Origin of the sequence: Streptomyces sp. NPDC003077, from assembly GCF_040611095.1 — a bacterium.
GTDB lineage: Bacteria > Actinomycetota > Actinomycetes > Streptomycetales > Streptomycetaceae > Streptomyces.
Genome location: NZ_JBEXNM010000008.1, coordinates 62,708 through 86,975, shown reverse-complemented (window position 1 = coordinate 86,975; position 24,268 = coordinate 62,708). Strand labels below are relative to the sequence as shown.

Genomic DNA, 24,268 nt, shown 5'->3' with positions numbered 1-24,268 from the left:
GGGCGCGCGGCCCCGCGGCATCGTCCACAGTTTCTGTCCGGCAGGGCAACGCCCTGGCCGGTCCGACGGGGGGTGTCTTGCGGGCGGGGTGGCAGCCGTCGGAGCAGGCACCCTACCCAACGCCAATCTAGGCGACCGGCGGGTCGGCTGTCCGCACCCAGCGCGGCCGAAATTCCGCCCTGAGCGCACGGCCGCCGCCGGTCGCCGCCTCGGCTCAGGATTTCGTGACCACCGCCTTGTCGATCACGACCGTGGCGTTGGGCGCGGTGTTGCCGGTCGACGGGTCGAGCGTGGAGCCCGCGGCGGCGATCTTCTTCAGCACGTCCATGCCCTTGGTGATCGTTCCGAAGGGGGTGTAGTTCGGCGGCAGCTGGCTGTTCTCGTAGACGAGGAAGAACTGGCTGCCGCCGGTGTTCCGGGTCTTCTCGTCCTTGCCGTCGTAACGATTCGCCATCGCGACCGTGCCCGCCGGGTAGACGTTGCCCTTCAGCCGCGGGTCCTTCAGGTTCTCGTCCGGGATGGTGTAGCCGGGGGTCCCGGTGCCGGTGCCCGTCGGGTCGCCGCACTGGAGGACGAAGATGCCCTGGTCGACCAGGCGGTGGCACTTGCTGTGGTCGAGGTACTTCTTGTCCGCCAGGAACGCGAAGGAGTTGACGGTGCGCGGGGCCTTGGCCGCGTCCAGTTTGAGCGTGATGTCGCCGCAGGTGGTGTCGAGCCGCATGGTGTAGGCGGCCGAGGTGTCGATGCTCATGGCCGGCTCCTTGTCCCAGTGCCCCTTGGAGGGGGCGCCCTTGGCGGGCTTGCCGCACGGGTCGGGGGCCTTGCTCGGGCTCGCGCTCGGCTGCTCGGCGGCGTCCGCCTTCGCCCCGTCGTCACCGGACAGCTTCACCGACGCGCAGGCGCCGGCGCCCGCGGCCAGCACCACGGCCAGGCCGCCCGCGATGACGGCGTTGCGGCGCTTGGTCTTGCGCCGGGCCGCCTGCCGCCGCTGCTGCTGGCGTTCGAGCTTCTGACGGGCGAGCTGGCGCCGCCGCTGATCGCTTGTGGCCACCGGGTCGTCTCCTTGGGTGCGCGGTGATCTGCCGTGGCCCGTACCGTATACGGGTTCGCCCGCTCGGGAGTCCCGCCGGTAGGCTCTGAACAGCCGGGATCTTCCCGGGCCGGGCCAACCGGACCGGACCGTGACCGGATCGCGGACCGCATCTCCGGACCCGCCGGGACCTCCCGTTCCGGCGAGCCGGACCGAACTGTAAGGACGAACGTGCTGATTGCCGGGTTCCCCGCGGGGGCCTGGGGGACCAACTGCTACCTGGTCGCCCCGGCCGCCGGCGAGGAGTGCGTGATCATCGACCCGGGCCACCAGGCCGCCGAGGGTGTCGAGGAGACGCTGCGCAAACACCGGCTCAAGCCCGTCGCCGTCGTCCTCACCCACGGCCACATCGACCACGTCGCGTCGGTGGTGCCGGTGTGCGGGGCCCACGACGTACCGGCCTGGATCCACCCCGAGGACCGCTACATGATGAGCGATCCGGAGAAGGCGCTCGGCCGCTCCATCGGGCAGCCCCTCATGGGCGAGCTGACCGTGGGCGAGCCGGACGACCTGCGGGAGCTGGCCGACGGCGGCACGCTGGAGCTGGCCGGGATGGAGTTCACCGTCGCGCACGCACCGGGCCATACCAAGGGGTCGGTGACGTTCAGGCTTCCCGAGCGGGCGGACATCCCGCCGATTCTCTTCTCGGGCGACCTGCTGTTCGCCGGCTCCATCGGACGCACCGATCTGCCCGGCGGCGACCACGCCGAGATCCTCCGCTCGCTGGCACGCGTGTGCCTGCCGCAGGACGACTCGACCGTGGTGCTGTCCGGCCACGGCCCCCAGACCACCATCGGCCGCGAGCGCGCCACCAACCCGTACCTGCGGGAGGTGGCCGCCGGCCTCGGAGCCGGGACGCACCCCCACCCGGCTCCGCGACGAGGAATGTGACGAACCTTTCCGTGAGCACCTTCAAGGCCCCCAAGGGCACCTACGACCTGATCCCGCCGCAGTCCGCGACCTACCTCGCGGTCCGCGAGGCGATCTCCGCGCCGCTCAAGCGCTCCGGCTACGGCTACGTCGAGACGCCCGGCTTCGAGAACGTCGAGCTGTTCGCGCGCGGCGTCGGCGAGTCCACCGACATCGTGACCAAGGAGATGTACGCCTTCACCACCAAGGGCGGCGACCAGCTCGCGCTGCGCCCCGAAGGCACCGCCTCCGTCCTGCGCGCCGCGCTGGAGGCCGGCCTCCACAAGGCCGGCAACCTGCCGGTCAAGCTCTGGTACTCCGGCTCGTACTACCGCTACGAGCGCCCCCAGAAGGGCCGCTACCGCCACTTCTCCCAGGTGGGCGCCGAGGCCATCGGCGCGGAGGACCCCGCGCTGGACGCCGAGCTGATCATCCTGGCGGACGACGCCTACCGCTCGCTGGGCCTGCGGAACTTCCGCATCCTGCTCAACTCCCTGGGCGACAAGGAGTGCCGTCCGGCCTACCGCGCCGCCCTCCAGGACTTCCTGCGCGGCCTGGACCTGGACGAGGACACCCGTCGCCGGATCGACATCAACCCGCTGCGGGTCCTGGACGACAAGCGGCCCGAGGTGCAGAAGCAGCTCGTCGGCGCGCCGCTGCTGCGCGACCACCTATGCGAGTCCTGCAAGGCGTACCACGAGCAGGTGCGCGAGCTGCTGACCGCGGCGGGCGTCGCCTTCGAGGACGACCCCAAGCTGGTGCGCGGCCTGGACTACTACACCCGCACCACCTTCGAGTTCGTCCACGACGGCCTCGGCTCGCAGTCCGCGGTGGGCGGCGGCGGCCGGTACGACGGCCTGTCCGAGATGATCGGCGGCCCCGCGCTGCCGTCCGTCGGCTGGGCGCTGGGCGTGGACCGCACGGTCCTGGCGCTGGAGGCCGAGGGAGTCACGCTCGACGTCCCCGCCGCCACGGACGTCTACGCGGTGCCGCTGGGCGAGGAGGCCCGCCGGACGCTGTTCGCCGCGGTGACGGCGCTGCGCCGGGCCGGGGTCGCCACCGACTTCGCGTTCGGCGGCAAGGGCCTGAAGAACGCCATGAAGTCGGCGAACCGCTCGGGCGCCCGGCTGGCCGTGGTCGCGGGTGAGCGCGACCTGGCCGAGGGCGTGGTCCAGGTCAAGGACCTGGAGAGCGGCGAGCAGACCCCGGTCGCGCTGGACGCGGTGGTCGAGGAGGTCCGGCGCCGGCTGGGCTGACGGCCGCGCCCGGGTGGCCGGGCGGACGGTTTCGGGCGGGGCCCGGACGGTGCGTGAGGCGCCGTCCGGGCCCCGCCCGTTGTCCGAAGGGATCGGCCGGTCGGCTTCTTCGCCTTCTGGCTCGGCACATCCGCCCCTCCGGTTCCCCGCTTCCTGGCAGCGTTCGGGCCCGCGTTTTCTGGCACGTCCGGCTGTGCGGCGTTCCCCCGTGGGCCGGTGCCGGGGCAAGGGGCGGACGGGGAAACCGCCAGGGAAGGACGGCAGGTCGGGGGAGGAGGGGAAAGGTTTTATGTTCACCGAACGGTGGCCGGGACACGAGTTGGGGCAGAATGAGGCCGCCCGGCGGACCCGACGGTTCACCTCCTCCGCCGCGCCCGCCCCACCCGCACCTCAAGGACCGATGGAACGGCGATATGACGACGACAGCTCTTGACGACGTGTCCACCGAGGACGAACGCGGCAACGGCGCGGACCGCCCCACCTTCGGAGCGGGACGGGGCCTGGCCTGGCTGCTGGTGATCACCGGTGCGCTGGGCATCCTCGCGTCCTGGGTCATCACCATGGACAAGATCGAGCTCCTGAAGGACCCCAACTTCAAGCCCGCCTGCAGCATCAGCCCGATCATCTCCTGCGGCAGCGTCATGCAGAGCGAGCAGGCGGAGGTCTTCGGCTTCCCGAACCCGGTGCTGGGCCTGGTCTGCTTCGGGGTGGTCGTGGCCGTCGGCATGGGCCTGGTGGCGGGCGCCCGGTACCGCGGCTGGTACTGGATCGGGCTGAACCTGGGCACGCTGTTCGGCGCCGGTTTCTGCATGTGGCTGATGTCGCAGTCGCTGTACGAGATCAACGCGCTGTGCCTGTGGTGCACGCTGACCTGGCTCGCCACGATCCTGATGTTCTGGTACACGACCGTGCACAACATCAAGCACAAGATCATTCCGGTGCCCGAAGGGGTGCGGAAGACGGTCGTGGAGTTCCACTGGGTCGTGCCGGTGCTGTGGTACGGCGTGATCGCGCTGCTGATCCTGACCAAGTGGTGGTCGTACTGGAGCTCGCTGATCTGAGGGGTCCGGAAGGGGAGGGGGTCGCTGTGAGGCGGCCCCCTTTTCGTATGGGTGCCGAGCCCGCCATCTCCAGCCCGTCCGGCGTTTGAGGACACCCCGGTGAGCGCGGGGACGGGCTCTGGGGTGGGTGGCGGGTGATTTCTGGGTGCCGGTGAACGCCGGGGGCGTTGTCCTCAATCGCCGGACGGGTTTGAAGTCGCGGGGGGCGCGGGGCTTCGGTGGAGCGGGGCCGGGCGGTACGGGCCGGGGCTCGGTTCCGCTGTGTGCGGCCCGTCGCGGTTGGCCCCCGGCCCGTCCGCGACCGGCGTTGTCAGTGGGGTGGCTTAGGCTCGTTGACGTGGAACCCGACCTGTTCACCGCAGCCGCCGAAGACCGCCAGGAGAAGGACCCCGCGGGGTCCCCGCTCGCCGTGCGGATGCGCCCGCGCACCCTCGACGAGGTGGTCGGGCAGCAGCACCTGCTCAAGCCCGGCTCGCCGCTGCGCCGCCTGGTCGGCGAGGGGAACGGCGGTCCCGCCGGGCCGTCCTCGGTGTTCCTGTGGGGGCCGCCCGGCATCGGCAAGACCACGCTGGCGTACGTCGTCAGCCAGGCGACGAACAAGCGGTTCGTGGAGCTCTCCGCGATCACGGCCGGGGTCAAGGAGGTCCGGGCCGTCATCGACGGCGCGCGGCGCGCCTCGGGCGGCTACGGCAAGGAGACGGTCCTCTTCCTGGACGAGATCCACCGCTTCAGCAAGGCCCAGCAGGACAGCCTGCTGCCCGCCGTGGAGAACCGCTGGGTCACCCTCATCGCCGCCACGACGGAGAACCCGTACTTCTCCGTCATCTCCCCGCTGCTCTCCCGCTCGCTGCTGCTCACCCTGGAGCCGCTCACCGACGACGACCTGCGGGGGCTGCTGCGCCGCGCGCTGACCGACGCGCGCGGGCTCGCGGGCGCGGTGACGCTCCCGGAGGACACCGAGGCGCACCTGCTGCGGATCGCCGGCGGGGACGCCCGGCGCGCGCTGACCGCCCTGGAGGCCGGGGCCGGGGCCGCTCTCGCCAAGGGCGAGAAGGAGATCACCCTCCAGACCCTGGAGGAGACCGTCGACCGGGCGGCGGTGAAGTACGACCGCAGCGGCGACCAGCACTACGACGTCGCCAGCGCCCTGATCAAGTCCATCCGCGGGTCGGACGTGGACGCGGCGCTGCACTACCTGGCGCGCATGATCGAGGCGGGGGAGGACCCGCGGTTCATCGCCCGCCGTCTGATGATCTCCGCGAGCGAGGACATCGGCCTGGCCGATCCGTCCGCCCTCCAGACGGCCGTGGCCGCCGCCCAGGCCGTCGCGATGATCGGCTTCCCGGAGGCGCGGATCACGCTGAGCCAGGCCACCATCGCGCTCGCCCTCGCGCCCAAGTCGAACGCCGCCTACCTGGCCATCGACGCCGCCCTGGCGGACGTGCGCGCCGGGCTGGCCGGCCCGGTGCCGCCCCACCTGCGGGACAGCCACTACAAGGGCGCCCAGAAGCTCGGCCACGGCCAGGGCTACCAGTACCCGCACGACCTCCCCGGCGGCATAGCCGCCCAGCAGTACGCGCCGGACGCGGTGCACGGCAAGCGCTACTACAGTCCGACGCGGTACGGCGCCGAGGCGCGCTACGCCGATGTCACCGACCGGGTCCGCGCCCGGCTGCGCGGCGAGGCGCCGGAGGCGGGCTCGGGCTCGTAGGGGCGCGGTCCGTCCACCGGAGAGGGCCGGGCCGTGCTCCGGGCTCGGGCTCGCAGGGGTGGTGCATCCCACCGGAGGGCTGAGCACCGGGGCCGGGCCGGGCTCGTCCGCGGAGGCCCCTCGCGCGGAGGCGGCGTGCGCAGGAGTCGGGCCCGTGAGGGTGGCGTGCGGGTGAGCCGGGCCCGCGAGGTGCCGTCCGCGGAGGCCGCCTCCGCCCCTACTCCGCCGCCGCCTCGAACAGCGCGTGCATGGCGCGCCGCAGCTCCGCCACGTCGCGGACCGGCTCGGGGAAGTCGAAGCGGGCGTCGAAGGAGTGGCGGTCGCCGTCCGTGAAGCGCACCCGCAGGCCGAAGCGGTCCAGCGCCACCGGCGCGACCTGCCCGGTGCGCCCGCAGACCCGCGCCGAGCGGTCGCCCATCAGCGCGCACAGCCCGCGCACCTGCTCCCCGTGGGAGGCGTGCAGGTGCTGGAGCAGTTCGGCCTCGTGGGCCACCAGCGGATCCGGGGCCGCCGCGGCGAAGTCGTCCGGTTCGACGGACTCGGTGCCCCACAAGTCATCGACCGTCGCCTCGCCCACCTCCAGGCGCAGCATCACCCATGCGGCCCTGCCGAAGGCGCCCGGCGCGGGTTCGGGCTGGAAGGCCTCGCCGATGCCCAGCAGCTCGCCGACGGGGTGCCGCTCGGCGAGCAGCATGGCCGCCGGGGCGCGGTCCTCGTTGCGTACGGGGGTCAGCCAGCCCGCGATCCAGGCCCGGCCGCGGATGCGGTGGGGCACCGAAACGGGGGCTACGTCGGTGATCTCCATCACGGCGGTGAGGTCGTCGTCCTGGGCGTGGAGGGCCGCACGGGCCGCCGCGCAGTCCCCAGGAACCAGCAACAGCACGTCTCCGTCGGGGGTCACGGTCCTGCAGACCGGTGCCGCGAGGGGAGTCGCGTCGGAATCCCCGGCTCCGGGAATGTCCAAAGACGCCATACCATTGGATTCGACGAGGGTTCGTACACGCTCGGCGGCCGAGGGCCGCTGGACGTCTTCCATGGGACGCGGCTGACCCGCCTCGGTGCGCTGACCTGCACTGGGCAGGGGGTTCCCAGGTCGAAACATGCGTTCTCCTCGCGGTAAGGTAAGCCTCACCTAACTTACATGGAGGTCCGTTTCACGTGAACCAGTCGCGTCCCAAGGTCAAGAAGTCGCGCGCTCTCGGCATCGCCCTGACGCCGAAGGCCGTCAAGTACTTCGAGGCCCGCCCGTACCCGCCCGGTGAGCACGGCCGTGGCCGCAAGCAGAACAGCGACTACAAGGTCCGTCTGCTGGAGAAGCAGCGGCTGCGCGCTCAGTACGACATCAGCGAGCGCCAGATGGTGCGCGCCTACGACCGCGCTCGGAAGGTCGAAGGCAAGACAGGCGAAGCGCTGATCATCGAGCTTGAGCGCCGTCTGGACGCGCTCGTCCTGCGGTCGGGTATCGCCCGCACGATCTACCAGGCCCGCCAGATGGTCGTCCACGGCCACATCTCGGTCAACGACCGCAAGGTGGACAAGCCCTCCTTCCGCGTCCGCCCCGGCGACGTCGTGATGGTCCGCGAGCGCAGCCGCGAGAAGCACCCCTTCCAGGTTGCCCGCGAGGGTGGCTACGCCCCCGAGGGTGAGACCCCCCGTTACCTGGAGGTCAACCTGAAGGCCCTGGCCTTCCGCCTGGACCGGGACCCGAACCGCAAGGAGATCCCGGTGATCTGCGACGAGCAGCTCGTCGTCGAGTACTACGCCCGCTGATCCGGGAGTAGCGCCCGGTGCCCTCCCGGCAGGCTCCGCCCCTCGGCGGACCCCGCCGGTCGCGGCGCCGGCACCCCGCGGATTCCGCGTGCAGCCCGCCGTCTCCCCGCCCTTCGCGGAGGGGAGCCGGCGGGCTCGCGCGTTCCCGGGGCGCGGTCCCGCCGGGGCCGCGCCGGTCTTCGTACGGATGGGTCCCCAGAGCACGCGGAAACCCGCGCGGACGGGACTCCGGGAGCACGCGAACCCGTCCGGGACCGCCCCCGCGCCCCGCCCCGCGCCGCACGGGGAATGCGGTACGAACGGACAGTCGCGGCGCGATAGGGTCGGATCCTGCCGATCGAGCGGGACCAGAGCCGATCACATCAGTCAGAAAGCGGTGCCAAACGTGTCCGGTGGAGAGGTGGCCGGGATCCTCGTGGCCGTCTTCTGGGCGATCCTCGTGTCGTTCCTCGCCCTCGTGCTGGCGAGGCTCGCGCAGACGCTGAAGGCGACCACGAAGATGGTGGCCGAGGTGTCCGAACAGGCCGTCCCGCTGCTCGCGGACGCGTCGGCGACCGTCCGCTCCGCGCACACCCAGCTGGCCCGCGTCGACGCCATCGCCGCCGACGTGCAGGAGGTCACCGCCAACGCCTCCGCGCTCTCCTCGACCGTCTCGTCGGCCTTCGGCGGGCCGCTGGTCAAGGTCGCGGCGTTCGGCTACGGCGTGCGCCGCGCGATCGGCAAGAAGGGCGCGCCCGCCGAACCGGCGCGCACCGTCGTCGCCGGCCGCTCCCTGCCCGCCACCCGCCGGGGCGGGCGCCGCACCCGTCGCTCCAAGGACTGATCACCGCGATGTTCCGCCGCGCATTCTGGTTCACCACCGGCGCCGCCGCCGGCGTGTGGGCCACCAACAAGGTCCACCGCAAGCTGCGCAGCCTGCACCCCGACAGCCTCGCCGCGCAGGCCGCGGAGAAGGCCGTCGAGACCGGGCAGCGACTGCGGCAGTTCGCCGTGGACGTCCGCTCCGGAATGGCGGACCGTGAAGAGCAGTTGCAGGAAGCACTCGGTCTGACCGACCGCGGCGAGGTGCGCGAGCTGCCCCCGGCGCGGTACACGGTGCTGGAACCCGCGGCCCGGACCGCCGGACGCGACGCCCTGCCCCTCCCCGACCGAACCCCACGTACACCCGGACCCACCGGGCCGACCGGAAATGAGGACCACTGATGGAGTCGGCTGAAATCCGCCGCCGCTGGCTGCGCTTCTTCGAAGAGCGTGGGCACACCGTCGTGCCGTCGGCGTCGCTCATCGCGGACGACCCGACGCTGCTGCTGGTCCCCGCGGGCATGGTGCCCTTCAAGCCGTACTTCCTCGGCGAGGTCAAGCCGCCGCACGCCACCGCCACCAGCGTGCAGAAGTGTGTCCGCACCCCGGACATCGAGGAGGTCGGCAAGACCACCCGGCACGGCACGTTCTTCCAGATGTGCGGCAACTTCTCCTTCGGCGCGTACTTCAAGGAAGGCGCCATCAAGTACGCCTGGGAGCTGCTGACCAGCCCCGTCGACCAGGGCGGCTACGGCCTGGACCCGGAGCGGCTGTGGATCACGGTCTACCTGGAGGACGACGAGGCCGAGCGCATCTGGCGGGACGTCGTCGGCGTCCCCGCCGAGCGCATCCAGCGCCTGGGCAAGAAGGACAACTACTGGTCCATGGGCGTCCCGGGCCCGTGCGGCCCGTGCTCCGAGATCAACTACGACCGCGGCCCGGAGTTCGGCGTCGAGGGCGGCCCGGCCGTCAACGACGAGCGGTACGTGGAGATCTGGAACCTGGTCTTCATGCAGTACGAGCGCGGGGCGGGCATCGGCAAGGAGGACTTCGAGATCCTCGGCGAGCTGCCCAGCAAGAACATCGACACCGGCCTCGGCCTGGAACGCCTGGCGATGATCCTCCAGGGCGTCCGCAACATGTACGAGACCGACACCCTGCGCGTGGTCATCGACAAGGCCGGCGACCTGACCGGCGTGCGCTACGGCGCCGCCGAGGACTCCGACGTGTCGCTGCGCGTGGTCGCCGACCACATGCGCACCTCCACGATGCTCATCGGCGACGGCGTCACCCCCGGCAACGAGGGCCGCGGCTACGTCCTGCGCCGCATCATGCGCCGGGCCATCCGCAACATGCGGCTGCTGGGTGCCACCGGCCCGGTCGTCGGCGACCTGATCGACGTCGTCATCAAGACGATGGGCCAGCAGTACCCGGAGCTGCTGGAGGACCGCAAGCGCATCGAGACGGTCGCCCTCGCCGAGGAGGCCGCCTTCCTGAAGACGCTCAAGGCCGGCACCAACATCCTGGACACCGCCGTCAGCGAGACCAAGTCGGCCGGCGGCACGGTGCTGCCCGGCGACAAGGCGTTCCTGCTGCACGACACCTGGGGCTTCCCCATCGACCTCACCCTGGAGATGGCCGCCGAGCAGGGGCTCTCCGTGGACGAGGACGGCTTCCGCCGCCTGATGAAGGAGCAGCGGGAGCGCGCCAAGGCCGACGCGCAGGCCAAGAAGCACGGCCACGCCGACATGTCCGCGTACCGCGAGGTCGCCGACCAGGCCGGCGCCTCGGTCTTCACCGGCTACACCGACACCGAGGGCGAGTCCACGGTCGTGGGCCTCGTCGTCAACGGCGCCTCGGCCCCGGCCGCCCACGAGGGCGACGACGTCGAGGTCGTGCTCGACCGCACGCCGTTCTACGCCGAGGGCGGCGGCCAGCTCGCCGACACCGGCCGCATCAAGCTCGACAACGGCGCCATCGTGGAGATCCGCGACGTGCAGCAGCCGGTCCCCGGCGTCATCGTCCACAAGGGCGCCGTGCAGGTCGGCGAGGTCGTCGTCGGCTCGTCCGCGTACGCCGCCATCGACGTCAAGCGCCGCCGGGCCATCGCGCGCGCCCACAGCGCCACCCACCTCACCCACCAGGCGCTGCGCGACGCCCTGGGTCCGACGGCCGCGCAGGCCGGTTCGGAGAACTCCCCGGGCCGCTTCCGCTTCGACTTCGGCTCGCCGACCGCCGTCCCCGGCAGCGTGCTCACCGACGTCGAGCAGCGCATCAACGAGGTGCTCTCCCGCGACCTGGACGTGCACGCCGAGGTCATGAGCATGGACGAGGCCAAGCGGCAGGGCGCCATCGCCGAGTTCGGCGAGAAGTACGGCGAGCGGGTCCGCGTGGTGACCATCGGCGACTTCTCCAAGGAGCTGTGCGGCGGCACGCACGTCCACAACACCTCGCAGCTCGGCCTGGTCAAGCTGCTGGGCGAGTCCTCCATCGGCTCCGGCGTGCGCCGGGTGGAGGCGCTGGTCGGCGTGGACGCGTACAAGTTCCTCGCCCGCGAGCACACCGTCGTCTCGCAGCTCACCGAGCTGGTCAAGGGCCGCCCGGAGGAGCTGCCCGAGAAGATCTCCGGCGTCCTGGCCAAGCTGAAGGAGGCCGAGAAGGAGATCGAGAGGTTCCGCGCCGAGAAGGTGCTCCAGGCCGCCGCCGGGCTGGCCGCGGGCGCCAAGGACGTCCGGGGCATCGCCCTGGTCGCCGCCCAGGTCCCGGACGGCACCTCCGCCGACGACCTGCGCAAGCTGGTGCTGGACGTGCGCGGCCGGATCCCGGGCGACCGGGCCGCCGTCGTCGCCCTGTTCACCGTGGCCAACGGCCGCCCGGTGACCGTCATCGCCACCAACGAGGCCGCCCGCGAGCGTGGCGTCAAGGCCGGTGACCTGGTCCGCGCCGCCGCCAAGACGCTGGGCGGCGGAGGCGGCGGCAAGCCGGACGTGGCCCAGGGCGGTGGCCAGAACGCCGCCGCCGTGCCCGAGGCCGTCGAGGCCGTCGAGCGGCTGGTCGGCGAGGCGGGCTGATCGTGCGACGCGGCAGGCGGATCGCCGTCGACGTCGGGGACGCCCGGATCGGGGTCGCCTCGTGCGACCCCGACGGGGTCCTCGCCACCCCCGTCGAGACGGTGCCGGGACGCGACGTCCCGGCGGCGCACCGGCGGCTCAAGGCGATCGTGACGGAGTACGAACCGATCGAGGTCGTCGTCGGCCTCCCCCGCTCCCTGAACGGGACGGAGGGGCCGGCCGCGGCCAAGGTCCGCGCCTTCGCGCGGGTACTGGCGGCGGGCGTCGCGCCGGTGCCGGTGCGGCTGGTGGACGAGCGGATGTCCACGGTGACCGCGGCCCAGGGGCTGCGGGCCTCGGGCGTGAAGAGCAAGAAGGGCCGTTCGGTCGTGGACCAGGCGGCGGCGGTGATCATCCTCCAGAGCGCGCTGGAGACCGAGCGGGTGTCCGGCGCGGCGCCGGGCGAGAGCGTCGAAGTGGTCATCTGATCGCGATACGGTAACGTTCCGCGCGACGCGACGGCGGTCGAACGCCCGCGCGTGCAAGAAGAGGCGGCAATCGAGACAGTTGGCGCGCCGCCGGTCGGCGCACTCCGCCTCGCGGCTCTAGGGGATCGATGACTGAGTATGGCCGGGGCTTCGGCTCCGAACCGTGGCATCCGGAGGACCCGCTGTACGGGGACCAGGGTTCGTACGGAGGTCAGCAGCGGCCCCAGACAGGCCCGCACGGGGGCACCGCCCCGCAGGCCCCCTACGGGGCGGGGACGCAGCAGCCCTACGGAAACCCGCCGCAGCCCGACCCGCACGGCGCGCAGGCCGCCTACGGCGACCGGCCCGGCCAGTGGGACGGCCAGGGACAGCCCGGCGGCCCCGCCCCGCAGTACGGCAACGGCGGCTGGGACCCGTCCCACCAGGGCCCCTACGACCCGTACGGGCAGCCGCCGGTCGATCCGCACACCGGCGCCGGCCCCGACTACTACGCTACCGAGGACGCCTACCCGCCGCCCGTGCCCCCGCACCACGCGGGGCAGGACCCGCAGGCGGGCCAGGCGGCCCCGGACGGCGGCGACTGGCACCCCGTCCCCGAACCGCGCGAGCACGACCGCGACCGGGAGCCCGCCGCGTACGCGGACGGCCCCGACGACGACCCGTACGGGAACGCCCCGGAGAAGTCCCGCCGCGGCACGGACCCCGACGACGACGGCCCCGGCCGCCGGGGCTCCCGTGAGCGCCGGGGCCGCAAGCCCAAGCGGCGCAACGGCCTGGCCGGCGCGATCGTGGCCGTCGTGCTGGTCGGCGGCGTGGGCGGGGTCCTCTGGTTCGGCTACGGCTTCTGGCGCGACCGCTTCGGCCCGCCCGAAGACTTCGACGGCGAGGGCAGCACGGCCGTCCAGGTCGATATCCCGTCCGGCACCACCGTGTACGACATGGGCCTGGTCCTGAAGAAGGCGGGCGTGGTCAAGACCGCCGACGCCTTCGCCGCGGCGGTGGGCGACACCGGCAAGCAGAACAAGCTGCAGGCCGGGGTCTACACGCTGCGCAAGGAGATGTCGGCCGCCGCCGCCGTCCGGCTGATGCTGGACCCCAAGAGCCGCAACGGCCTGACGGTGAGCGAGGGCCTGCGCGCAGACGCTGTCTACACGCTGATCGACAAGAAGCTGAACCTCAAGGACGGCACCACCAAGGACGTCGCCAAGAACCAGGCGTCCAGCCTCGGGCTCCCCTCCTGGGCGAACAGCGCCCCCAAGATCAAGGACCCGCTGGAGGGCTTCCTCTTCCCGTCCACGTACAGCGTCAGCCCGGAGGCGAAACCCGCGGACGTGCTGCGGCAGATGGTCCAGCGGGCCACCGCCGAGTACCGCAAGTACGACCTGGAGGAGAACGCCCGCAAGCTCAACCTGAAGTCGCCGCTGGAACTCCTCACGGTCGCCAGCCTCACCCAGGCCGAGGGCATCACGCACGACGACTTCCGCAAGATGGCCGCGGTCGTCTACAACCGGCTGCTGCCGACCAACACGGACACGAACCAGAAGGTCGAATTCGACTCGACGTTCAACTACGCGAAGAAGCAAAGCGAGATCAACATCTCCACGAAGGAGATCCGCAGCTACGACGACCCGTACAACACGTACGTCTACAAGGGCCTGCCGCCCGGCCCGATCGGCAACCCGGGCGAGGACGCGCTCAAGGCGTCCATCGACCCGGACACCAGCGAGAAGTGGCTGTACTTCATCTCCATCGACGGGAAGAAGACGGACTTCACCACCAAGCTCGCGGATCACATGAAGCTGGTCGAGAAGTTCAACGAGCGGCAGAAGGCGCGCGCCGGGCAGTAGCGGCGGGACACTGCCCTGGGGACGTACCCATGGCAGGCACCCCCGGCTGCTCCCGGGAGCAGCCGGGGGCCCCGCGTACCTGGACGGCGGGGGAGGGCACCGGCGTGCCCGGCGCCGGTGACGGACCGGCCGCGGTCCACAGTGGAGGAATGCCCGTCGTCGGGCAGCAGCACAGAGGAAGGCTGAGGCGCCAGTGTCGGCAGCGTCGCGGAAGAAGGCGGCGGTCCTCGGATCGCCCATCACCCACTCCCTCTCCCCGGTCCTGCACCGGGCCGCGTACGCGGAGATGGGCCTGGCGGACTGGGAGTACGGCCGCCACGAGGTGGACGAGGCCGCGCTCCCCGGCTTCCTCGCCGAGCTGGGGGAGGGGTGGGCCGGGCTGTCGCTGACCATGCCGCTCAAGCGCGCCGTGATCCCGCTGCTCGACGAGATCAGCGAGACCGCCGCCACCGTGGAGGCCGTCAACACCGTCCTGTTCACGGACGACGGGCGGCGCATCGGCGACAACACCGACATCCCCGGCATCCGGGCGGCGCTGCGCGAGCGCGGCGTCACCGCCGTCGAGCACGCCGCCGTCCTGGGCGCCGGGGCCACCGCCTCCTCCGCGCTGGCCGCCCTCGCCGCCATGGGGACCGGTGAGGTCACCGTGTACGGGCGCGGCGGCGGCCGGGTCGCCGAGGTGCGGGGCTGGGGCGAGCGGCTGGGCCTGGCCGTCCGCACGGCCGACTGGGCCGACGCGGCCACCGCCCTCCGGGCGCCGCTGGTGATCGCCACCACCCCGGCCGGTGCCACGGACTTCCTGGCCGGCGCGGTCCCGGAACGCCCCGGCACGCTCTTCGACGTCCTGTACGACCCGTGGCCGACGCCCCTGGCACAGGCGTGGTCGCGGTCCGGCGGCGCCGTCGTCGGCGGCCTGGACCTGCTCGTCCACCAGGCCGTCCTCCAGGTGGAACGGATGACCGGGCGCGGCCCGGCCCCGCTCGCGGTGATGCGCGCGGCGGGGGAGGCGGCGCTCAAGGAGCGGTGAGGCGGGGTTGCCCAGGCGCCGGGATTTCCGGCGTGCCCGTGCCGCCGAGGTGCCGGGGGGGCGCGGCCGTGCCCGTGCCCGCGCCGCCGACGCCCCGGGGGTCGTAGCCATGCATGTGCCCGCGCCGCCGCCATGCGCGCGAGCCCGGCGGTCCGTGCGAGAGCCCCTGGCCGATCCGTGCGAGGGCCCCTGGCCGACGGGCGAGTCCGAGGTGCCCGCGCCGATTGCTCCCTTCCTCCGCCGACCGGCCCCTCCCCTGATCCTCCGATCCCCGTCTGCGCCGGTCGGCGGCCCGCCCGTCCGCCGATCCGTGGAGACGCCGGAGCGCGCGGGACCCCCGGTGCCCGCCGTGGCGACAGGGGCGTCCGCACGCGGGGTCCGTCCACCGGACACCCCCGAAGGCGTTCCGGCGCGCATGGGAGGATCTGGGGTGAGACCGTTCGCGCGAGCAGGACACGAGGAGCACCGTTGAGCACATTGCGCTGGCTGACGGCGGGGGAGTCGCACGGCCCCGCACTGGTTGCGACGCTGGAGGGCCTTCCGGCGGGGGTGCCGATCACCTCGGACATGGTCGCCGACGCGCTGGCCCGCCGCCGCCTGGGCTACGGCCGCGGCGCGCGGATGAAGTTCGAGCGTGACGAGGTCACCTTCCTCGGCGGCGTGCGGCACGGCCTCACCCTCGGTTCCCCGGTCGCGATCATGGTGGGCAACACCGAGTGGCCCAAGTGGGAGAAGGTCATGGCGGCCGACCCGGTCGACGCGGCCGAGCTGGCGGAGCTGGCCCGCAACGCGCCGCTGACCCGCCCCCGTCCCGGCCACGCCGACCTGGCCGGCATGCAGAAGTACGGCTTCGACGAGGCCCGCCCGATCCTGGAGCGCGCCTCCGCCCGCGAGACCGCGGCCCGCGTCGCGCTGGGCACCGTCGCCCGCTCCTTCCTCAAGGAGACCGCGGGCATCGAGATCGTCTCGCACGTGGTCGAACTGGCCGCCGCGAAGGCCCCGTACGGCGTCCTGCCCAAGCCGGAGGACGTCGAGCGGCTGGACGCCGACCCGGTGCGCTGCCTGGACGCGGACGCGAGCAAGGCGATGGTCGCCGAGATCGACCAGGCCCACAAGGACGGCGACACCCTCGGCGGCGTGGTCGAGGTCCTGGCGTACGGCGTGCCGGTGGGCCTGGGCAGCCACGTCCACTGGGACCGGCGGCTGGACGCCCGGCTGGCGGCGGCGCTCATGGGCATCCAGGCCATCAAGGGCGTCGAGGTCGGCGACGGCTTCGACCTGGCGCGCGTGCCGGGCTCCAAGGCGCACGACGAGATCGTGGCCACCGAGGACGGCATCCGCCGCACCTCCGGCCGCTCCGGCGGCACCGAGGGCGGCCTGAGCACCGGCGAGCTGCTGCGGGTCCGGGCCGCGATGAAGCCCATCGCGACCGTGCCGCGCGCGCTGGCCACGGTGGACGTCGCCACCGGCGAGGCCGCCCAGGCCCACCACCAGCGCTCCGACGTGTGCGCGGTGCCGGCGGCGGGCATCGTGGCCGAGGCCATGGTGGCGCTGGTGCTGGCCGACGCGGTGGCCGAGAAGTTCGGCGGCGACAGCGTGGCCGAGACCCGCCGCAACGTCCGGTCCTTCCTCGACAACCTGGCGATCAAGTGACGCCGCTGATCGTCCTGGTGGGCCCGCCGGGCTCCGGCAAGTCCACGGTGGGCGCGCTGCTGGCCGCCCGCCTGGGCTGCGCCTACCGGGACACCGACGCCGACATCGTGGCCCGCGCGGGCAAGCCGATCGCGGACATCTTCGTCGACGAGGGCGAGCCGCACTTCCGTGAGCTGGAGCGGCAGGCCGTGCGCGAGGCGGTGGCCGGGCACCCGGGCGTGCTGGCGCTGGGCGGCGGCGCGATCATGGACGACGGCACCCGCGCGCTGCTCGCCGGGCTGCCGGTGGTCTTCCTCGACGTGGAGCTCGCCGACGCCGTACGGCGGGTCGGGCTGGACGCGCCGCGCCCGCTGCTCGCCGTCAACCCGCGGCGGCGCTGGCGCGAGCTGATGGAGCAGCGCCGTCCGCTGTACACCGAGGTCTCCCGGGCCGTGGTGGCCACGGACGGCCGCACGCCCGAGGACGTGGCCCAGGCCGTCCTGGACGCGCTGGAACTGAAACCCGCGTGACGACGCCGTCCCCGGGCGCGCGGCCCCGAGCCGCCGCGCGCCCGGGGACGGCCACGCGAACGGGAGACGGAGCGCGCGCCGCGCACGCACGCGCGCCGGGCATCGAGACGCACCCGCGGAAGTGCCGAGACGCACCACGGGAACGAAGGGACGCATACGGAGATGATGAGCGCATGACCGAACAGGCCACCCGCATCCAGGTCGGCGGCAGCGCGGGCACCGACCCGTACGAGGTGCTCGTCGGCCGCCGGCTGCTGGGCGAACTCCCCGGCCTCATCGGCCCCGCCGCCCGCCGCGTGGCCGTCCTCCACCCGGAGGCGCTGTCCGCCACCGGCGAGGCGCTGCGCGAGGACCTGGCCGCCCAGGGCTACGAGGCCATCGCCATCCAGCTGCCCAACGCCGAGGAGGCCAAGACCGCCGAGGTCGCGGCGTACTGCTGGAAGGCGCTGGGCCAGACCGGCTTCACCCGCACCGACGTGATCGTGGGCGTGGGCGGCGGCGCCACCACCGACCTCGCCGGTTTCGTGGCGGCCACCTGGCTGCGCGGGGTGCGCTGGATCGCCGTCCCCACGACGGTCCTGGGCATGGTGGACGCGGCGGTCGGCGGCAAGACCGGCATCAACACCGCCGAGGGCAAGAACCTCGTCGGCGCCTTCCACCCGCCGGCAGGGGTGCTGTGCGACCTGGCGGCGCTGGACACGCTGCCGGTGCACGACTACGTGTCCGGGCTCGCCGAGGTGATCAAGGCCGGGTTCATCGCCGACCCCGAGATCCTCACGCTGATCGAGGCCGACCCCGAGGCGGCCCGCCGCCCCGACGGCCCGCACACCGCCGAGCTGATCGAGCGGGCGATCCGGGTCAAGGCCGAGGTGGTCTCCGCCGACCTCAAGGAATCCGGCCTGCGCGAGATCCTCAACTACGGGCACACCCTGGCGCACGCCATCGAGAAGAACGAGCGCTACAACTGGCGGCACGGCGCGGCCGTCTCCGTCGGCATGGTCTTCGCCGCCGAGCTCGGCCGGATCGCCGGTCGCCTGGACGACGCCACCGCCGACCGGCACCGCGCCGTCCTGGAGGCCGTCGGCCTGCCGCTGACCTACCGCGGCGACCAGTGGCCCAAGCTGCTGGAGACGATGAAGGTGGACAAGAAGTCCCGCGGCGACCGGCTGCGCTTCATCGTCCTGGACGGCCTGGCCAAGCCCGCGGTCCTGGAGAGCCCGGACCCGGCGATGCTGCTGGCCGCGCACGCGGAGATCGCCGCGTGAGCGCCGACGCCGGGGCCACGACCCGGGTCCTGGTGCTCAACGGCCCGAACCTGGGGCGGCTGGGCTCCCGCGAGCCGGACGTGTACGGCGCCACGTCCTACGCCGGGCTGGTCGAGCAGTGCACCGCGCTCGGCGAGGAGCTCGGCTTCCGGGTGGAGGTCCGGGAGACCAACGACGAGGGCGAGATGATCCGCTGGCTGCACGAGGCCGCGGACGGCTCGGTCCCCGTCGTCGTCAATCCGGGCGCGTTCACGCACTATTCGTACGGGATGCGGGACGCGGCGGCGCAGCGCACCGCGCCGCTGATCGAGGTGCACATCTCCAACCCGTACGCCCGCGAGGCGTTCCGCCACAATTCGGTCATCGCGGCGGTCGCCAGCGGCACCATCGCGGGCTTCGGCATCGGCTCGTACAAACTGGCCCTCCGCGCGCTGGCGGAGGAGCTGGCCGGCTGAGCCCCACCCCCGGGCGCGAGCGGCGCCCGGGGGTTCTTCCCGGGTGGGGCACCTCGTCCGTCACCTGCGTCAGGAACGTGCGTCCGGCTCGTGCGTCAGGAAGGTTCGACGTGCGGAAAAGCGCCAGGAAATTTCGCCGGATTCCCGGCCATTCGGTCGTGACGGTCGCGGTGCGGCGCCCCGTCGCCTCGAACGGGCGGTAGCGTTCCCCGAACACCCGTCGCGCCGCGGCCCCGGCACCCCCGCCGGGAGCCGGCCGGCTCGCCGCCGTACGCTCCACCCGCCCCCGACGACCGCACGAGACGGAGAGCCACCGGATGCAGTACCCCCTAGGGGTTCCGCTGCCTTCGCCGCACGGCCCCGCGCCCGCACCGGAAGCCGCCCCCACCCGGCCGCCGGGCACCGGCGGACCGATACCACCGGCCGCCACGCACCTGACCGGCCCGCACCCCGCGGGCCCGCACCCGCCCGCGCACCCCCCGGCCGCCCCGCCCCCGCACGCTCCGGGAGCCGGACACCCGCCCGGCCCCGCCGCCCCGGGCCCCACCCTGCCGGGCCCCGGCCACGCTCCGGGCACCGCGCCCGGCTGGCCCGCGCCGCAGCAGCCGCCCGTCCCGCCGCCCCACCCGGAGACGGCCACCGGGCACGTCCCGCTGCCGCCCGGCGCCCCCGTCCCGGTGCCCGGCGCCCCGGGCACCGCCGCGCCGGACGCCGCGCACGTGGCGGTGGCGGTGCTGCTCATCGGCCCGGCCGGCGCGGGCAAGACCACCGTCGCCCGCCACTGGGCCGACACCCGGCGGGTGCCCACCGCGCACATCAGCCTGGACGACGTGCGCGAATGGGTCCGCTCCGGGTTCGCCGACCCGCGCACCGGCTGGAACGACCACTCCGAGGCCCAGTACCGGCTGGCCCGCCGCACCTGCGGCTTCGCCGCGCGCAACTTCCTGGCCAACGGCATCTCCTGCATCCTGGACGACGCGGTCTTCCCCGACCGCCCCGTCGTCGGCCTGGGCGGCTGGAAGCGGCACGTGGGCCCCGGCCTGCTCCCCGTCGTCCTGCTGCCCGGCCTGGAGATCGTCCTCGAACGCAACGCGCGCCGCTCCGGCACCCGCCGCCTCTCGGACGAGGAGGTCGCCCGGATCCACGGCCGGATGGCCGGCTGGTACGGCTCGGGCCTGCCCATCATCGACAACTCCACCCACGACGTGGCCACCACGGTGCGGATGCTGGACGAGGCGGTCGCCCGCAGCCTGACGAGCCCGCCGAACTGGTAGGCCCCGGGCACCCCGCGGCGGTCTTGGACGGGCCCGCCGCCGAGGCGCCCGGGCCCCGCCCGTGACCCCGCCCGCGACCGGTCCGGCCGGGCCCCCGGGACAGGGCGCCCGGTGCCGGACCCGCCGCCGGCCCACAGGGCGCTCCGGCCGCCCGGGCCCCCGGTCCCCCGGCCGGACCCGCCCGACCGGCCGCCCTTGTGCCGGGCCCGTACGCTCGGTGCATGTCCGAGCTGTACGCCGCCCGACGTACGCGGCTGCGCGACCGCTGCGCGGCGGCCGGCGACGCGGCGGCACTGGTGTCCCGCCCCGCCAACGTCCGCTACCTGACCGGTTGCGCGCCGCCCGGTGCCGCGGTGCTGCTGGGGCCGGACGGGGACCGGCTGCTGTGCGAACGGCCGCTGTCCGGCGACCCCGCCGAGGGCACCCCCGCGGAGGACCTGGAGGTCACCGTCCTGCCGACCCGCGAAGGGGACCCCGTGGTGGCCGGCGCGGACCTGGCGGCGCGGGCCGGCGCGGACTCGCTCGCCGTCGAGGAACACCACCTCACCGTCGCCCGGCACCGCGCGCTCGCCCAGGTCGCGCCCCGCCTGCGGCTGGCCGATCTGGCCTGCGCCGTCGAGCAGCAGCGCTTCGTCAAGGACGAGGAGGAGATCGCCTGCCTGCGGATCGCCGCCGAGATCACCGATCAGGCGCTGGGGGAGCTGCTGGAATCCATCCTGGTCGGCCGGACCGAGCGGCACCTCGCCCTGGAACTGGAGCGCCGCCTGGTGGACCACGGCGCGGACGGGCCCGCCTTCCCCACCTCCGTGGCCACCGGCTCGCACGCGGGACGCCCCGAGCACCCGCCGACCGACCGCCGGGTGGAGGAAGGGGACTTCCTCAGCGTCCGCCTGGGGGCGAACTACCGCGGGTACCGCTGCGAGATCGGCCGGACCTTCGTCATCGGCACGACGCCCGCGGACTGGCAGATCGAGCTGTACGACCACGTCTTCGCGGCCCAGAAGGCCGGCCGGGAGGCGCTGGCGCCCGGGGTGGAGTGCCGCGCGGTGGACCGGGCGGCGCGCGAGGTGCTGGAGGCGGCGGGGTACGCGGAACACCTCGGTCCGCGCACCGGGCACGGGGTGGGCCTGGAAATCGACGAGGACCCTCGGCTGTCACCTGCGGCCATGGGTAAACTGGACGCTTGCGTGCCGGTCACCGTCGAGCCGGGGGTACACCTCCCGGGCCGTGGCGGTGTCCGGATCGACGACACACTCGTCGTCCGCCCCGAGGCGGACGGCGGGCCCGAGCTACTCACGATCACGACCAAGGAGCTGCTCGCGCTGTGAGCCCAGGCGGCTCGGCGCGCGTGTCTTCCGGGTCCCCACCAGCTGCAGTCCAGGAGATACCGCAACCGTGGCATCCACGAACGACCTTAAGAACGGCATGGTGCTCAAGCTCGAAGGCGGCCAGCTCTGGTCCGTCGTCGAGTTCCAGCACGTCAAGCCCGGCAAGGGCCCGGCCTTCGTGCGCACCAAGCTCAAGAACGTGCTCTCCGGCAAGGTGGTGGACAAGACCTTCAACGCCGGCGTCAAGGTCGAGACGGCCACCGTCGACAAGCGCGGCATGCAGTTCTCGTACATGGACGGCGAGTACTTCGTCTTCATGGACATGGACACCTACGACCAGCTGCACATCGACCGCAAGACCGTCGGTGACGCCGCGAACTTCCTCCTGGAGGGCTTCGAGGCGGTCGTGGCCCAGCACGACGGCAGCGTCCTGTACGTCGAGCTGCCCGCCGCGGTCGAGCTGACCATCGAGCACACCGAGCCGGGTGTCCAGGGCGACCGCTCCACCGGCGGTTCCAAGCCCGCCCGACTGGAGACCGGCTACGAGATCCAGGTGCCGCTCTTCATCACGACCGGCGAGAAGATCAAGGTCGACACCCGCTCCGGCGAGTACCTCGGCCGGGTGAACAGCTAACCGTGGCCGCCCGCAACAAGGCCCGCAAGCGCGCCTTCCAGATCCTCTTCGAGGCCGACCAGCGCGGCGCCGAGGTGCAGTCCGTGCTCGCGGACTGGATGCGGCACGCCCGGACCGACCCCCGGCAGCCCCCGGTCAACGAGTTCACCCTGCAGCTCGTCGAGGGGTACGCGCGGCACATCGCGCGCATCGACGAACTGCTCGGCACCTACTCCGTCGGCTGGACCCTGGACCGGATGCCGGTGGTGGACCGCAACATCCTGCGGCTCGGCGCGTACGAGCTGATCTGGATGGACGAGACCCCGGACGCCGTGGTGATCGACGAGGCCGTGCAACTGGCCAAGGAGTTCTCCACGGACGAGTCCCCGGCCTTCGTCAACGGCCTCCTCGCCCGGCTGAAGGAACTCAAGCCGAGCCTGCGCCGCGAGGAGCCGCAGCAGTAAGGCACGCACGGTGGTGACACCGCCCGCGGACGGGCCCGGAGCGCACAGGCGCCCCGGGCCCGTCGCGTATATGCTCGCGGACCGGCGAGCGGGCTCCCGGCCCCCGCAGGGCCCCTGAGGGCGCCTGTGAGCGCGCCCGAGGGGCCGCGCGGTCTTCCTGGGCCTCAAGTGAGGCGTGGGGCGTCAGCGGCGGACGAGGCCCTGCGGGGAAGCCGGTGGCCCCGGCCGTGACGCGCGGTGGTGCCGGACGGTGACCCCCCGTGCCCGCCTCGCCAAAAATGGCAAAAAAACCGCCGCCCCGGGGAATCCAGGGCGGCGGTACGTTTCTGCGCGGCGATCCCGCGGCGGATGTCTTAAATGTCCTCGTGCTGTACGGCGCGACGCGCGTCCGCGTCCAGCACACCCCAGCTGATCAGCTGCTCGGTCAGCACGGAGGGCGACTGGTCATAGATCACCGCGAGGGTGCGCAGGTCGTCCTGGCGGATGGAGAGGACCTTGCCGTTGTAATCGCCGCGCTGGCTCTGGATCGTGGCGGCGTAACGCTGGAGCGGGCCCGCCTTCTCGGCCGGGACGTTGGCCAGCCGCTCCAGGTCCAGGACCAGTTTCGGCGGGGGCTCGGCGGCGCCGCCGGGGGTCGTGCCCGGCAGCAGCTCCTGCACCGGCACGCCGTAGAAGTCGGCCAGCTCGGCGAGGCGCTGTACGGTCACGGCACGGTCGCCGCGCTCGTAGGAGCCCACCACCACGGCCTTCCAGCGGCCCTGGGACTTCTCCTCGACGCCGTGGAGGGAGAGGCCCTGCTGGGTGCGGATGGCGCGGAGCTTGGCCCCGAGCTGTTTGGCGTATTCGCTGGACATAAAGCTCCCCGGACGCTGTGTAGACGTGCGATTCAACCGCGCGACTGGTAACTCACTGTGAGGTTACGCAGCGTAATTTGGCTTCGTCAAGCCGAATGGGGCAGTCGGTGGGCTCAGGGGGTCGCTTACGGGCCGCTCACATGCCCCTGGTACCGTTGAACCCGTAATTCCGACGTCCTTTAAAGTCCGTCCCGTGAGGCGGAGAAGGAGGTCCGTTTCGCATGGACGCCAACAGTGCGCGTCCGGTGCTCGAAAGCCCGGACATCGCGCGGATGCTGACCCGCATCGCCCACGAGATCGTCGAACGCGCCAAGGGCGCCGACGACGTGGTGCTGCTGGGCATTCCGACCCGCGGGGTCTACCTCGCCCGCCGGATCGCCGCCAAGCTCGAAGACATCACCGGACGTGCCGTCCCGGTCGGTTCGCTGGACATCACCATGTACCGCGACGACCTGCGCCTGGGCCCCGCGCGCACCCTCGCCCGCACCGAGATCCCCGGTGACGGCATCGAGGGCCGGGTGGTCCTGCTCGTCGACGACGTGCTCTTCTCCGGCCGCACGATCCGTGCCGCCCTCGACGCCCTGAACGACATCGGCCGGCCGCGCGCCGTCCAGCTCGCGGTCCTGGTCGACCGCGGTCACCGTGAGCTCCCGATCCGCGCCGACTACGTGGGCAAGAACCTGCCCACCTCGCTGCGGGAGACGGTCAAGGTCCAGCTCGTGGAGGAGGACGGCCGCGACGCCGTGCTGCTCGGCGTGCGCCCGTCCGGCCACAAGGACGTGCGCGCGACCGCCGCCTCGGACGGCGAGCGCTAACTCCCAGCCCCGCGGACCCGGCGTCGCC

General features: G+C 73.0%; 23 protein-coding genes. 20 read left to right on the top strand and 3 right to left on the bottom strand.

Going from position 1 to position 24,268, the window contains the following annotated elements:
* Positions 1-214: 214 nt before the first annotated feature.
* Entirely contained in the window at positions 215-1,051 is an 837-nt protein-coding gene (locus ABZX96_RS08170) for a peptidylprolyl isomerase (RefSeq protein ID WP_355539808.1), read from the bottom strand.
* Positions 1,052-1,261: 210 nt separating this feature from the next.
* Here ABZX96_RS08170 and ABZX96_RS08165 point away from each other — a divergent pair, with 210 nt between their 5' ends.
* The 4 genes from ABZX96_RS08165 to ABZX96_RS08150 all read left to right on the top strand — a co-directional run bounded on the left by ABZX96_RS08165 (position 1,262) and on the right by ABZX96_RS08150 (position 6,027).
* Positions 1,262-1,981 (top strand): MBL fold metallo-hydrolase, encoded by a 720-nt coding sequence (locus ABZX96_RS08165; protein WP_355539805.1) that lies wholly within the window; start codon positions 1,262-1,264, stop codon positions 1,979-1,981.
* Between the two features lie 11 nt (positions 1,982-1,992).
* Positions 1,993-3,255 (top strand): histidine--tRNA ligase, encoded by a 1,263-nt coding sequence (hisS, locus tag ABZX96_RS08160; RefSeq protein WP_355539802.1) that lies wholly within the window; start codon positions 1,993-1,995, stop codon positions 3,253-3,255.
* A 413-nt stretch (positions 3,256-3,668) separates the two neighbouring features.
* Positions 3,669-4,316, top strand: a complete 648-nt coding sequence (locus tag ABZX96_RS08155; protein ID WP_355539799.1) for a vitamin K epoxide reductase family protein — start codon at positions 3,669-3,671, stop codon at positions 4,314-4,316.
* Between the two features lie 337 nt (positions 4,317-4,653).
* On the top strand, positions 4,654-6,027 hold the full coding sequence (locus tag ABZX96_RS08150) for a replication-associated recombination protein A (protein ID WP_355539796.1): 1,374 nt from the start codon (positions 4,654-4,656) through the stop codon (positions 6,025-6,027).
* Between the two features lie 217 nt (positions 6,028-6,244).
* Here ABZX96_RS08150 and ABZX96_RS08145 read toward each other — a convergent pair whose 3' ends face one another.
* Entirely contained in the window at positions 6,245-7,000 is a 756-nt protein-coding gene (locus tag ABZX96_RS08145) for a DUF2470 domain-containing protein (RefSeq protein WP_355539793.1), read from the bottom strand.
* 185 nt (positions 7,001-7,185) lie between these two features.
* Between ABZX96_RS08145 and rpsD the strand changes: the two genes are divergently transcribed.
* The 15 genes from rpsD (at position 7,186) to nusB (ending at position 22,571) form a co-directional block, all read left to right on the top strand.
* Positions 7,186-7,797 carry a 30S ribosomal protein S4 gene (gene rpsD / locus ABZX96_RS08140; protein WP_355539790.1) on the top strand — a complete coding sequence of 204 codons (612 nt, stop codon included), beginning with the start codon at positions 7,186-7,188 and terminating at the stop codon, positions 7,795-7,797.
* Positions 7,798-8,182: 385 nt separating this feature from the next.
* A complete protein-coding gene (locus tag ABZX96_RS08135) occupies positions 8,183-8,620 on the top strand; it encodes a DUF948 domain-containing protein (protein WP_355539787.1) in 438 nt (145 codons plus the stop codon).
* Positions 8,621-8,628: 8 nt separating this feature from the next.
* Entirely contained in the window at positions 8,629-9,000 is a 372-nt protein-coding gene (locus ABZX96_RS08130; protein ID WP_355539784.1) for a DUF6167 family protein, read from the top strand.
* Positions 9,000-11,669 carry an alanine--tRNA ligase gene (gene alaS / locus ABZX96_RS08125; protein WP_355539781.1) on the top strand — a complete coding sequence of 890 codons (2,670 nt, stop codon included), beginning with the start codon at positions 9,000-9,002 and terminating at the stop codon, positions 11,667-11,669. Before ABZX96_RS08130 ends, alaS begins: the two co-directional genes overlap by 1 nt.
* 2 nt (positions 11,670-11,671) lie before the next feature.
* Entirely contained in the window at positions 11,672-12,136 is a 465-nt protein-coding gene (gene ruvX / locus ABZX96_RS08120) for a Holliday junction resolvase RuvX (protein ID WP_355539778.1), read from the top strand.
* Positions 12,137-12,264: 128 nt separating this feature from the next.
* The gene (gene mltG / locus ABZX96_RS08115; protein ID WP_355539775.1) at positions 12,265-13,983 is read left to right on the top strand and encodes an endolytic transglycosylase MltG; all 1,719 of its coding nucleotides are present in this window, start codon (positions 12,265-12,267) and stop codon (positions 13,981-13,983) included.
* A gap of 193 nt (positions 13,984-14,176) precedes the next feature.
* The gene (locus tag ABZX96_RS08110; protein ID WP_355539772.1) at positions 14,177-15,010 is read left to right on the top strand and encodes a shikimate dehydrogenase; all 834 of its coding nucleotides are present in this window, start codon (positions 14,177-14,179) and stop codon (positions 15,008-15,010) included.
* 468 nt (positions 15,011-15,478) lie between these two features.
* Entirely contained in the window at positions 15,479-16,663 is a 1,185-nt protein-coding gene (gene aroC / locus ABZX96_RS08105; protein ID WP_355539769.1) for a chorismate synthase, read from the top strand.
* Positions 16,660-17,172 (top strand): shikimate kinase, encoded by a 513-nt coding sequence (locus tag ABZX96_RS08100; protein WP_355539766.1) that lies wholly within the window; start codon positions 16,660-16,662, stop codon positions 17,170-17,172. Before aroC ends, ABZX96_RS08100 begins: the two co-directional genes overlap by 4 nt.
* Positions 17,173-17,345: 173 nt before the next feature.
* On the top strand, positions 17,346-18,437 hold the full coding sequence (aroB, locus tag ABZX96_RS08095; RefSeq protein ID WP_355539763.1) for a 3-dehydroquinate synthase: 1,092 nt from the start codon (positions 17,346-17,348) through the stop codon (positions 18,435-18,437).
* Positions 18,434-18,892, top strand: coding sequence for a type II 3-dehydroquinate dehydratase (gene aroQ, locus ABZX96_RS08090; RefSeq protein ID WP_355539760.1), 459 nt, complete (start codon positions 18,434-18,436; stop codon positions 18,890-18,892). The genes aroB and aroQ overlap by 4 nt, the downstream gene beginning before the upstream one ends.
* A 317-nt stretch (positions 18,893-19,209) precedes the next feature.
* Entirely contained in the window at positions 19,210-20,166 is a 957-nt protein-coding gene (locus tag ABZX96_RS08085) for an AAA family ATPase (RefSeq protein WP_355539757.1), read from the top strand.
* 221 nt (positions 20,167-20,387) lie between these two features.
* Positions 20,388-21,494 (top strand): aminopeptidase P family protein, encoded by a 1,107-nt coding sequence (locus ABZX96_RS08080; protein WP_355539754.1) that lies wholly within the window; start codon positions 20,388-20,390, stop codon positions 21,492-21,494.
* A gap of 67 nt (positions 21,495-21,561) precedes the next feature.
* A complete protein-coding gene (efp, locus tag ABZX96_RS08075) occupies positions 21,562-22,128 on the top strand; it encodes an elongation factor P (protein WP_355539751.1) in 567 nt (188 codons plus the stop codon).
* 2 nt (positions 22,129-22,130) lie between these two features.
* The gene (nusB, locus tag ABZX96_RS08070) at positions 22,131-22,571 is read left to right on the top strand and encodes a transcription antitermination factor NusB (protein WP_355539748.1); all 441 of its coding nucleotides are present in this window, start codon (positions 22,131-22,133) and stop codon (positions 22,569-22,571) included.
* 353 nt (positions 22,572-22,924) lie between these two features.
* On the opposite strand, the gene bldD is transcribed toward nusB, so the two are convergent.
* Positions 22,925-23,425 carry a transcriptional regulator BldD gene (gene bldD, locus ABZX96_RS08065; protein WP_355539745.1) on the bottom strand — a complete coding sequence of 167 codons (501 nt, stop codon included), beginning with the start codon at positions 23,423-23,425 and terminating at the stop codon, positions 22,925-22,927.
* A gap of 221 nt (positions 23,426-23,646) precedes the next feature.
* Here bldD and pyrR point away from each other — a divergent pair, with 221 nt between their 5' ends.
* Positions 23,647-24,240, top strand: coding sequence for a bifunctional pyr operon transcriptional regulator/uracil phosphoribosyltransferase PyrR (gene pyrR, locus ABZX96_RS08060; protein WP_355539742.1), 594 nt, complete (start codon positions 23,647-23,649; stop codon positions 24,238-24,240).
* Positions 24,241-24,268: the final 28 nt, after the last annotated feature.

Excerpts from the sequence above, each read along its gene's own strand:
- ABZX96_RS08155 (WP_355539799.1), top strand. The coding sequence starts at position 3,669 with ATGACGACGACAGCTCTTGACGACGTGTCCACCGAGGACGAACGCGGC.
- ABZX96_RS08145 (WP_355539793.1), bottom strand. The coding sequence starts at position 7,000 with ATGGCGTCTTTGGACATTCCCGGAGCCGGGGATTCCGACGCGACTCCC.
- ABZX96_RS08130 (WP_355539784.1), top strand. The coding sequence starts at position 8,629 with ATGTTCCGCCGCGCATTCTGGTTCACCACCGGCGCCGCCGCCGGCGTG.
- alaS (WP_355539781.1), top strand. The coding sequence starts at position 9,000 with ATGGAGTCGGCTGAAATCCGCCGCCGCTGGCTGCGCTTCTTCGAAGAG.
- mltG (WP_355539775.1), top strand. The coding sequence starts at position 12,265 with ATGACTGAGTATGGCCGGGGCTTCGGCTCCGAACCGTGGCATCCGGAG.
- aroB (WP_355539763.1), top strand. The coding sequence starts at position 17,346 with ATGACCGAACAGGCCACCCGCATCCAGGTCGGCGGCAGCGCGGGCACC.
- ABZX96_RS08085 (WP_355539757.1), top strand. The coding sequence starts at position 19,210 with ATGCAGTACCCCCTAGGGGTTCCGCTGCCTTCGCCGCACGGCCCCGCG.
- ABZX96_RS08080 (WP_355539754.1), top strand. The coding sequence starts at position 20,388 with ATGTCCGAGCTGTACGCCGCCCGACGTACGCGGCTGCGCGACCGCTGC.
- bldD (WP_355539745.1), bottom strand. The coding sequence starts at position 23,425 with ATGTCCAGCGAATACGCCAAACAGCTCGGGGCCAAGCTCCGCGCCATC.
- pyrR (WP_355539742.1), top strand. The coding sequence starts at position 23,647 with ATGGACGCCAACAGTGCGCGTCCGGTGCTCGAAAGCCCGGACATCGCG.